7 protein-coding genes are annotated in these 9,742 nt (G+C 70.9%); 2 read left to right on the top strand and 5 right to left on the bottom strand.

The window, feature by feature from the left end:
- The 4 genes from ACTYVM_RS27600 to ACTYVM_RS27585 all read right to left on the bottom strand — a co-directional run.
- On the bottom strand, positions 1-499 hold a 499-nt coding region (locus ACTYVM_RS27600; protein ID WP_445528547.1), incomplete at its 3' end, for a flavodoxin-dependent (E)-4-hydroxy-3-methylbut-2-enyl-diphosphate synthase.
- Positions 500-670: 171 nt separating this feature from the next.
- On the bottom strand, positions 671-1,975 hold the full coding sequence (locus ACTYVM_RS27595) for a M50 family metallopeptidase (RefSeq protein WP_510187050.1): 1,305 nt from the start codon (positions 1,973-1,975) through the stop codon (positions 671-673).
- The gene (gene dxr / locus ACTYVM_RS27590; protein ID WP_445528546.1) at positions 1,972-3,234 is read right to left on the bottom strand and encodes a 1-deoxy-D-xylulose-5-phosphate reductoisomerase; all 1,263 of its coding nucleotides are present in this window, start codon (positions 3,232-3,234) and stop codon (positions 1,972-1,974) included. The genes ACTYVM_RS27595 and dxr overlap by 4 nt, the downstream gene beginning before the upstream one ends.
- A gap of 205 nt (positions 3,235-3,439) precedes the next feature.
- Positions 3,440-5,380, bottom strand: a complete 1,941-nt coding sequence (locus tag ACTYVM_RS27585) for an acyl-CoA dehydrogenase family protein (protein ID WP_445528545.1) — start codon at positions 5,378-5,380, stop codon at positions 3,440-3,442.
- Between the two features lie 373 nt (positions 5,381-5,753).
- Between ACTYVM_RS27585 and ACTYVM_RS27580 the strand changes: the two genes are divergently transcribed.
- The gene (locus ACTYVM_RS27580; RefSeq protein WP_445528544.1) at positions 5,754-6,773 is read left to right on the top strand and encodes a LacI family DNA-binding transcriptional regulator; all 1,020 of its coding nucleotides are present in this window, start codon (positions 5,754-5,756) and stop codon (positions 6,771-6,773) included.
- A 126-nt stretch (positions 6,774-6,899) separates the two neighbouring features.
- Positions 6,900-8,951: a glycoside hydrolase family 31 protein gene (locus ACTYVM_RS27575; RefSeq protein ID WP_445528543.1), complete on the top strand. Its 2,052-nt coding sequence runs from the start codon at positions 6,900-6,902 to the stop codon at positions 8,949-8,951.
- 74 nt (positions 8,952-9,025) lie between these two features.
- On the opposite strand, the gene ACTYVM_RS27570 is transcribed toward ACTYVM_RS27575, so the two are convergent.
- Complete coding sequence (locus ACTYVM_RS27570) at positions 9,026-9,739, bottom strand: glycoside hydrolase family 12 protein (RefSeq protein ID WP_445528542.1); 714 nt, start codon at positions 9,737-9,739, stop codon at positions 9,026-9,028.
- Positions 9,740-9,742: the final 3 nt, after the last annotated feature.

Here is a 9,742-nt window from a genome sequence, read left to right as displayed (position 1 = left end):
ACGCCTCCGGAGTCGCCTTCCCGTACTTCTGGAGCAGCCGACGGTCCAGCGACCCCGCGTTCACACCGATACGGATCGGCGTGCCGTGGTCCTTGGCCGCCTTGGCGATCTCCCTGACCTTGTCGTCGAACTGCTTGATGTTGCCCGGGTTCACCCGGACCGCCGCGCACCCCGCCTCGATCGCCGCGAACACGTACTTCGGCTGGAAATGGATGTCCGCGATCACCGGGATCTGCGACTTGCGCGCGATCGTCGCCAGCGCGTCCGCGTCGTCCTGCGTCGGACACGCCACCCGCACGATCTGGCACCCCGACGCCGTCAGCTCCGCGATCTGCTGCAACGTCGCCCCGACGTCCGACGTACGCGTCGTCGTCATCGACTGCACCGACACCGGCGCGTCCCCGCCCACCGCCACCGACCCGACCTGGATCTGCCGGCTCTTGCGGCGCTCGGCGAGCTTGGTCGGTACGGACGGCATGCCGAGTGAAATCGCAGTCATCTGCTGTGCAACCCCAAGTCGTGGATCAAGGTCCGGCCTCGTTCAGCGGCGGGCTCCGGACATCGAGATTACGGCACGTCCATGCGCCCCAGCACATCCCACCCGTCCGAACCCGCTCAAGGGAAGGCGGCCGGACGGAAGATCCGTCCGGCCGCCGTGAACAGCGGGTGGCTAGGAGATTTTGACCGGGTTGACCACGTCGGCGATCATCACGAGGACCGTGAAGCAGACGAAGACGCCCGCCACCACATAGGCCACCGGCATCAGCTTCGCCACGTCGAACGGACCCGGGTCCGGCCGGCGCAGCACCCTCGCCAGGTTCCGCCGCAGCGACTCCCACAGCGCCCCCGCGATGTGCCCGCCGTCCAGCGGGAGCAGGGGCAGCATGTTGAACAGGAACAGGGAGAGGTTGAAGCCGGCGACCAGCATCAGGGCCATGGCCAGTTGCTGGGTGGGCGGGATGTCCAGGGTGAAGATCTCGCCGCCGACGCGGGCCGCGCCGACCACGCCCATGGGGGAGTCGGGCTGGCGCGGGGCGCCGTCGAAGGCCGCGTTCCACAGGGCGGGCACCTTGCCGGGCAGGCTCGCGATGGAGTGGACGGCCTCGCCGAGCCGGTCGCCCATCCAGGTCACGGACTGGCCGAAGTCCTGACGGACGATGCCGGTGGCGGCACTGAAGCCGAGGAAGCCGGCGCTGACGTACTGCCCCTGCACGATCTGGCCGTGGGAGTCCTTCTTGGCGACCTGGTTGGTGGCGATCTTCGCGTGCAGGGTGACGTCCTGGCCCTTGCGGTCGACGACGATCGGCACCTCCTTGCCGGGGTTGGCGCGGATCAGGTCGGACAGCTGGTTCCAGTTGTCGGTCTTCACCCCGTTGAAGGAGACGATCTTGTCACCCGCCTTCAGGCCCGCGGCCGCGGCCGGGGCGGGGGCGTCGGTCTTCTTGCAGTTGTCGCGGTTCTCGCTCTGCGCGATGACGCACTGGGAGACCGAGCTGACCGTGGTCGTCTGCTGCGAGATACCGAAGCCCATGAGCACGGTCAGGAACAGCGCGACCGCGAGGATCAGGTTCATGAAGGGGCCGGCGAACATCACGATGACCCGCTTCCACGGGGCACGGGTGTAGAACAGGCGCTTCTCGTCGCCGGGGCCGAGCTCCTCGAAGGCCGCCGAGCGGGCGTCCTCGATCATGCCGCGCCAGGGCGAGGTGGAGCGCGCGGTGATCCGGCCGTCGTCGCCCGGCGGGAACATGCCGATCATGCGGATGTAGCCGCCGAACGGGATGGCCTTGATGCCGTACTCCGTCTCCCCCTTCCTGCGGGACCAGAGCGTCGGACCGAATCCCACCATGTACTGCGGCACGCGGATGCCGAAGAGCTTGGCGGTGGACAGATGCCCCAGCTCGTGCCACGCGATCGAGACCAGCAGGCCCACCACGAAGACGACTATGCCGAGGATCATCATCAAGGACGTCATGCACGAGCCTCCGCTGTCGCCGTTCGCGCTGTCAGTTCCCGGGCCCTGGCGCGGGCCCAGGTCTCCGCTTCGAGGACGTCCGGCACCGTCAGGGTAGTTCCCGTGGTGGGTGTGCCGTGTTCCTCAACCACCTGTGTCACGGTCTCCATGATCCCGTTGAAGGGCAGTGTGCCGCGCAGGAACGCGTCGACGCACTCCTCGTTCGCCGCGTTGAACACGGCCGGGGCGGTGCCGCCCAGCCCGCCCACGTGCCGGGCGAGCCCCACGGAGGGAAAGGCCTCGTCGTCGAGCGGGAAGAACTCCCAGGTCGACGCCTTGCTCCAGTCGAAGGCGGGCGCGGCGTCGGGAACGCGCTCGGGCCAGCCCAGGCCGATGGCGATGGGCCCGCGCATGTCCGGGGGCGTCGCCTGGGCGAGGGTGGATCCGTCCGTGAACTCAACCATCGAGTGGACATACGACTGCGGATGGACGACAACCTCAATGCGATCGAAGGGAATGTCGTACAGCAGGTGTGCCTCGATGACCTCGAGGCCCTTGTTGACCAGGGTGGCGGAGTTGACCGTGATCACCGGGCCCATCGCCCAGGTGGGGTGGGCGAGGGCGTCCTCGACGGTGACGTCGGCGAGCTCGGCCTTGGTCCGGCCGCGGAAGGGCCCGCCGGAGGCGGTGACGACGAGCTTGCGCACATCGGCCCGTGTCCCCGCCGCGAGCGCCTGGAAGAGGGCGGCGTGCTCGGAGTCCACCGGGATGATCTGACCGGGCTTGGCGAGCGCCTTGACCAGCGGGCCGCCGACGATGAGCGACTCCTTGTTGGCGAGCGCGAGGGTGCGGCCGGCTTCCAGCGCGGCGAGGGTCGGGGCGAGGCCGATGGAGCCGGTGATGCCGTTGAGGACGGTGTGGCAGTCGGAGGCGGCGAGCCGCGTGGCCGCCTGTGGTCCGGCGAGGATCTCGGGGAGCGGCTCGGAGGTCCCGTACTGCGCGGCGAGTGCCTCGCGCAGGGCCGGTACGACGTCCTCGCGGGCCACGGCGACGGTCCGCACCCGCAGCCGGTACGCCTGCTCGGCGAGGAGACCGACCCGTCCGCCGTTGGCGGAGAGCCCGGTGACCCGGAAGCGGTCCGGGTTGCGCAGTACGAGGTCGATGGCCTGGGTGCCGATGGACCCGGTGGACCCGAGGACCACCACGTCCCTCGGCCCGTCGCCGGCGACGGGGTCGAAGACGAGGTGCGGGTCGGCGAGAGGGGCTGGACTGTCGCTCATCCCCCCATTGTGGCCGCAGCCGCTCCCCGAACGGACAGCGCGTCCCTCCCGGGTGGAGCGAGTCGCCGGTCGCCGCGCCACGGATGCGCCACAGCACGCCCCGACGGCGGACGCGGTCGACCGCCCGGTGGCCGATGCCACCGGGCGGCCGCTGGAGGGCGCCGACCGGCGGCCGTACCGCTTGTCACGGCCGCCGGTCGGCCTGTCACCGGATCGGCCGGTGCACGTTCTCCCGCTCGCTCGGGCCGGGGTCCGCCGCCGCGATCCACGGGCCGTCGTCCGACGGGTCGATGACCCCTTCCTCCAGCCAGGTGTAGACGCCGCCGAGGACACCCTTGACGACCTTGCGGTCGAGGTCGTCGGTGTTGGTCCACAGGCGGTCGAAGAGTTCGGCGACGCGGATGCGGGACTGCCGGCAGAAGGCGTCGGCGAGCTGGTAGGCCTCGCGGCCATGGTCGCCCCGGGTGCGCAGGAGCTCGGCGCGGACGCACGCCGCGCTCATCGCGAACAGTTCGGCGCCGATGTCGACGACCCTGCCCAGGAAGCCCTGCTTGGTCTCCATCCGGCCCTGCCAGCGGGACATGGCGTAGAAGGTGGAGCGGGCGAGCTTGCGGGCGTGCCGTTCGACGTACCGCAGGTGCGGTGAGAGGTCGGCGTGCCCGGCCGGGTGGAACTCGGCGTACGAGCGCGGGAGCTGGCCCGGACCCGCGACCAGCCTGGGCAGCCACTTGGCGTAGAAGACGCCCGCGTTCGCGCCCGCCCTCGCCTTGTCCGAGAGGGTCTTGTCCGGGTCGATGAGGTCGCCGGCGACCGCGAGGTGGGTGTCGACCGCCTCGCGCGCGATCAGCAGGTGCATGATCTCCGTGGAGCCCTCGAAGATGCGGTTGATGCGCAGGTCGCGCAGCATCTGCTCGGCGGGGACCGCGCGTTCCCCGCGGGCGGCGAGGGACGCGGCCGTCTCGTAGCCGCGGCCGCCGCGGATCTGGACCAGTTCGTCGGCCATCCGCCAGGCCATCTCGGAGCCGTAGAGCTTGGCGAGGGCGGCCTCGATGCGGATGTCGTTGCGGTTCTCGTCGGCCATCTGGGACGACAGGTCGAGCACCGCCTCCAGCGCGAAGGTGGTGGCCGCGATGAAGGAGATCTTGGAACCGACCGCCTCGTGCAGCGCGACCGGCTTGCCCCACTGCTCGCGGACCGCGGACCACTCGCGGGCGATCTTCAGGCACCACTTGCCCGCGCCCGCGCACATCGCCGGCAGGGACAGCCGGCCGGTGTTCAGGGTGGTCAGGGCGATCTTCAGGCCCTGGCCCTCCGCGCCGATGCGGTGGGCGGCCGGCACCCGGACCCGGTGGAAGCGGGTGACGCCGTTCTCGATGCCGCGCAGGCCCATGAAGGCGTTGCGGTTCTCCACCGTGATGCCCTCGGAGGCGGCCTCGACGACGAAGGCGGTGATGCCGCCCCGGTGCCCCGGCGACTTCGGCACGCGCGCCATGACCACGAGGAGGTCGGCCACGACCCCGTTGGTCGTCCACAGCTTGACTCCGTCGAGGACGTAGTCGTCGCCGTCCGGGACCGCCGTGGTCGCCAGGCGCGCCGGGTCGGAGCCGACGTCCGGCTCGGTCAGCAGGAAGGCGGAGATGTCGGTGCGGGCGCAGCGCGGCAGGAAGGTGTCCTTCTGCTCCTGGGTGCCGAAGAGCTTCAGCGGCTGCGGTACACCGATCGACTGGTGCGCGGAGAGCAGCGCGCCGATCGCGGGGCTGGCGGAGCCGGCCAGGGCGAGGGCCTTGTTGTAGTAGACCTGGGTCAGGCCGAGGCCGCCGTACTTGGTGTCGATCTTCATGCCGAGTGCGCCGAGCTCCTTGAGCCCGGTGACGACCTCGTCCGGGATCCGCGCGTCACGCTCGATGCGGGCCGAGTCGATCTTCGTCTCGCAGAAGTCGCGCAGCTTGGCCAGGAACTCCTCGCCGCGCTGGACGTCGTCGGCGGCGGGCAGCGGGTGCGGATGGATGAGGTCGAGCCGGAAGCGGCCGAGGAACAGCTCCTTGGCGAAGCTGGGCCTGTGCCAGTCCTGCTCCCGGGCGGCCTCCGCCACCTCGCGGGCCTCGCGCTCGGTCACGGTGGGCTTGTTGGATGTTGGTGCGGACATGAGGCTCACCTCGCCGCGAATAGGGAGGGTGGGGGCGGTACGTTACCGACTGGTGCTACTGGACCGTATGTACCCGATACCGGGCGGACCCACCACCCCACGCGCACGGACGCTCGCAGTTCACCGTCTGGCGTTCACCGTCTGATGCGGTGCGACCCACCCAGCATCGTGTGTGCGCCGGGTGACGACCACTCGTTGTACTCCGTTGGGATGCTCCTGGGACGCTCCGTCCGAGGCCGGGGAAAGAAAGCTGTCGAAGCGCTTCGACAGGCTCTGGACACCCACTCTCGCCGGGGTTACTGTCGAACCACCCTCACCCACCGCTGACAGCACCGCGCACTGTCGAAGCGCTTCACACATCTTGGAGAGCTGGATGGTCACCCTCGCCGAGGTCGCCCAGCACGCCGGAGTCTCGGCGAGCACGGTGAGCTACGTCCTCAGCGGCAAGCGGTCCATCTCCGCGAGCACCCGGCAGCGGGTCGAGGAGAGCATCCGGAAACTCGGCTACCACCCGAACGCGGGCGCCCGCGCCCTGGCGAGCAGCAGGTCGAACATCATCGCCCTGATGATCCCGCTGCGCACCGACATGTACGTGCCGGTGATGATGGAGATCGCCATCGCCGTGGCGACCACCGCCCGCGCCCACGGCTACGACGTGCTGCTGCTCACCGGCGAGGAGGGCCCCGACGCCGTGCGCCGGGTCACCGGCAGCGGGCTCGCCGACGCCATGATCCTGATGGACGTCGAGCTGGACGACGAACGGCTGCCGCTGCTGCGCGGTGGGCAGCAGCGGCAGCCGTCCGTCCTGATCGGCCTGCCCGCCGACACCTCCGGGCTGACCTGCGTGGACCTGGACTGGGGTGCGACGGGCGCGCTGTGCGTGGAGCATCTGGCACTGCTCGGGCACCGTGACGTCGCCGTCATCGGTGAGGCGCCCGCGGTCTACGAACGGCACACCGGCTTCGCCGAACGCACCCTCGACGGCCTGCGCTCCCGGGCCCGCGAGCTGGGCCTGGGACTGCTGCACCGCCCCTGCGAGGGCGGCTACGACGCGATGGCGGTGACCCTGGCCCGGATCCTCGACGAGCGCCCGGGCACCACCGGCTTCGTCGTGCAGAACGAGTCCGCCGTCGAACCCCTGCTCGCCCTGCTGCGCCAGCAGGGCCGGGCGGTACCCGAGGACGTGTCGGTGGTCGCGATCTGCCCGGACCAGGTCGCCGTCCAGGCCTCGGTGCGGCTGACCTCCGTGGGCATCCCCGCCCAGGAGATGGGGCGGCACGCGGTCGCACGACTCGTGGCCAAGCTCGACGGGCGCGCCACGGACGAAGTGGCGCTCATCGCGCCCGAGTTGACCGTCCGAGCGAGTTCGGGGCCGGCCCCGTCCGGCTCCTGACCCGGTCCGCTCCTGCTCCTGACCCCGATCCGCTCCGGCTCGGGCCCCGGCCCGCCCAGGGCGCCCTCATGCCTTCTCACGCCCTCTCGCAGGACTCCCCCGTCCGCACTCCTTCAAGGAGCACTCGTGAACCAGCATGCCGAGACCCGGACCTCGCCCGGCCCGGTCAGCCTCGCCCAGTCCTCCCCCACGGTCGGCACCTTCCGCGACCGGGACGGCGTGCTGGAGTGGAGCGGCCGCCAGGAGACCGTACGCATCGAGCCGTGGGGGCCGGACGCGGTCCGGGTGCGCGCCCGGCTCGGGGGCCCGGTCCTGGACGACCTGCCCGGCGCGCTCCTCGCCCACGCGCCGGCCACCGAGAGCACCGTCAAGATCGAGGACGGCCGGGCACGCCTGACCGTCGGCGCGCTCACGGTCGACGTCGACGCCGCGGGCCTGATCCGCTTCCTGCGCACGGACGGCCTCACGGAGCTGCTGGCCGAGGAGCGCGCCCACTTCTGGTGGCCCGGTCCCCGCCTCTACACCGCCGTCGGAGGCGGCCACCACCGCCTGGAGCAGCGCTTTGCCGCCTACGACGACGAGCGTCTGTACGGCCTCGGCCAGCACCAGCACGGCCGGCTGGACCAGAAGGGCCTGGTCGTCGACCTGGTGCAGCGCAACGCCGAGGTGTCCATCCCCGTGCTCACCTCCAGCCGCGGCTACACCCTGCTGTGGAACAACCCGGCCGTCGGCCGGGTGGAGCTGGCCGGCAACGGCACCCGCTGGGTGGCGGACTCCGCCCGCCAGATCGACTACTGGATCACCGCGGGCTCCCCGGCCGACGCCCAGCGCCGCTACAGCGCGGTGACCGGCCGCACCCCGATGCTGCCGACGTGGGCGGCCGGCTTCTGGCAGTGCAAGCTGCGCTACCGCACCCAGGACGAACTCCTCGAGGTGGCCCGGGAGTACAAGCGGCGGAACCTGCCGCTCGACGCGATCGTCTGCGACTTCTTCCACTGGACCCATCTGGGCGAGTGGAAGTTCGACCCCGAGGAGTGGCCGGACCCGGCGGCGATGGTGCGCGAGCTGGCGGACCTCGGCGTCAAGCTGGTGGTGTCCGTCTGGCCGTCGGTGTCCCCGCTGAGCGAGAACCACCCGGTGATGGAGCAGCGCGGCTACTTCATCGGCACCCAGTACGGCCCGATGGCGCACGCCGACTGGCCCGACAAGGAGGTCGCCTCCACCGTCCAGGTGGCCTTCTACGACGCCACCAACCCCGAGGCGCGCGCGTTCGTGTGGTCCAGGATCAAGGAGAACTACCTGGATCCGTACGGCATCACGGCGTTCTGGCTGGACGCCTGCGAGCCGGAGCTGAAGCCGGGCTTCGCCGAGAACCTGCGCTACTGGGCGGGCCCCGGCCTGGAGGTCGGCAACCTCTACCCCGCGGAGAACTCCCGCGCCTTCGAGGAGGGCCTGCGGGCCGCCGGCGTGGAGGAGGTGATCACCCTCAACCGCTCGGCGTGGGCGGGCAGTCAGCGCCACGGCGCCGCCCTGTGGTCGGGTGACATCGGCACCGACTTCGCGACCCTGCGCCGCCAGATCGCGGCCGGCCTGAACACCGCGCTGTCCGGCATCCCCTGGTGGAACACCGACATCGGCGGCTTCCACGGCGGCGACCCGGACGACCCCGCCTACCGGGAGCTGCTGGTGCGCTGGTTCCAGTTCGGGGCGCTGTCCCCGCTGATGCGGCTGCACGGCTTCCGGGACCCGGGCATGCCGCTGGGCCCCGCGATGACCGGCGGCCCCAACGAGGTCTGGTCGTACGGCGAGCGGGCCTATCCGATCCTGGAGAAGTACCTGCGGCTGCGCGAGCGGCTGAAGCCGTACGTGCTGGAGGTCATGCGGGAGGCCCACGAGGAGGGGCTGCCGGTGATGCGGCCGCTGTTCCTGGAGTTCCCCGCGGACCAGACGGCGTGGACGGCGGACGACTCCTACCTCCTGGGCCGGGACCTGCTGGTCGCCCCGGTGCTGACCGCCGGGGCCACGGCCCGCACCGCGTACCTCCCGGCGGGCGCGCGGTGGACCGACGCGTGGACCGGCCGGGAGTACGAGGGCGGCAGGGCCGTGACCGTCGACGCCCCGCTGGACCGCATCCCGCTGTTCCTGCGGGACGGAGCCGAACTGCCGGTCGCCGGGTAGCGCGCCCGGAGGCCGACGTGCGGCCGGTCCCTCCCCTGTGCGGGACCGGCCGCACACTCATGGGCCCGCCGGAATCAGCCGCCGCTGACCGTCAGGCTGTTGGTGGTGAAGGCCAGGCCCCCGGACGAGGACGTGATCTCGTAGCCGAACTGCACGTCCCCGATGGTCACGTTGCCGAACCAGCCCTTGGTGTCCTTGATCCACTTCAGGATGGGCAGGATGTCCACCGTGCCGGAGCTGGAGTTGGAGCCGCGGACGAACGAGAAGACGTCGTTCGAACCGTTGTTGCCCTTGTAGACGGTCCAGGTCGAACCGCCGAGGGTGACGCTGCCCTGCGAACTGCCGAGCGGGCCGACGGCCCCGGTCCTGTTGACCCAGAGCATGATCTCGTACCGGTAGCCGGTGTCCCAGATGTCGTAGGACGTGTTGTACGCGCCGGAGGACGGGACGGTGACGTTGTAGCTGCTGGTGAGCGAGGCGAGCGAGGTGATCGACTTGTTGATCACCTTCTTGGCGTTGGGGTAGGACTTGACGCCGCCGGTGTTCGGATGGCTGGCCGTCACGCCCCAGTTGGTGCCGGAGTTGGCCCAGATGCACTGGCTGCCGGCGCCGGAGCCCCAGATGTTGTTGTAGAGCGTGTAGCCGTTCAGCGTGGTGTTGCCCCACTGGTCGCACGAGTTCCAGACGGCGGCCTGGGCGGGGGCGGAGGCGAGACCGACGGTGGCGCCGAGGGCGAGGGCGGGGGCGATCAGCGCCTTGGAGAGCCTGCTCAGTGTCCGTGGTGCCATGGC

The organism is Streptomyces cyslabdanicus (genome assembly GCF_052663305.1).
This window is presented reverse-complemented; position numbering and strand designations above follow the sequence as displayed.

Bases quoted from the DNA above. Each gene is read 5' to 3' on its own strand.
- ACTYVM_RS27595 (WP_510187050.1), bottom strand. From the start codon at position 1,975: ATGACGTCCTTGATGATGATCCTCGGCATAGTCGTCTTCGTGGTGGGC.
- dxr (WP_445528546.1), bottom strand. From the start codon at position 3,234: ATGAGCGACAGTCCAGCCCCTCTCGCCGACCCGCACCTCGTCTTCGAC.
- ACTYVM_RS27585 (WP_445528545.1), bottom strand. From the start codon at position 5,380: ATGTCCGCACCAACATCCAACAAGCCCACCGTGACCGAGCGCGAGGCC.
- ACTYVM_RS27580 (WP_445528544.1), top strand. From the start codon at position 5,754: ATGGTCACCCTCGCCGAGGTCGCCCAGCACGCCGGAGTCTCGGCGAGC.
- ACTYVM_RS27570 (WP_445528542.1), bottom strand. From the start codon at position 9,739: ATGGCACCACGGACACTGAGCAGGCTCTCCAAGGCGCTGATCGCCCCC.